The sequence below is a fragment of the Paenalcaligenes sp. Me52 genome (assembly GCF_050487965.1).
Taxonomy (GTDB): domain Bacteria; phylum Pseudomonadota; class Gammaproteobacteria; order Burkholderiales; family Burkholderiaceae_B; genus Paenalcaligenes.
On record NZ_JBKQFO010000044.1, the window covers coordinates 1 to 598 of the forward strand.

A 598-nucleotide genomic window follows, 5' to 3' on the forward strand; every position below is an offset into this window, starting at 1 on the left:
GGTAACCACCAACCGGATTAACGATCCGCAGGTTGCCGACGATATTCTCTCGCGCGGCGATGCCGATATGGTATCGATGGCGCGACCGTTTCTTGCTGATGCGGAGCTGCTGTCAAAAGCGCAATCGGGACGAGCCGATGAGATCAACACTTGTATTGGCTGCAATCAGGCCTGTCTCGATCAAATCTTCGTTGGCAAAGTCACCTCGTGCCTGGTGAATCCTCGCGCCTGCCACGAAACCAAAATGCCAATCCTTCCCGCCGTGCAGAAAAAAAATCTGGCGGTGGTCGGTGCGGGACCTGCTGGGCTGGCGTTTGCCATTAACGCGGCGGCGCGTGGGCATCAGGTAACATTGTTTGACGCTCATAGCGAGATTGGCGGGCAGTTTAATATCGCCAAACAGATCCCCGGCAAAGAGGAGTTTTACGAAACGCTGCGCTATTACCGCCGGATGATCGAAGTGACGGGCGTGACGCTAAAACTCAATCACACCGTGACGGCGGATCAGTTACAGGCTTTCGATGAAACGATCCTCGCCAGTGGGATCGTGCCGCGCACTCCGCCCATCGACGGGATCGATCATCCGAAGGTATTGAGT

1 pseudogene is annotated in these 598 nt (G+C 55.7%); it reads left to right on the top strand.

Going from position 1 to position 598, the window contains the following annotated elements:
* Positions 1–598: pseudogene (gene fadH, locus ACLO87_RS16875) on the top strand (NADPH-dependent 2,4-dienoyl-CoA reductase); the annotation flags it as partial.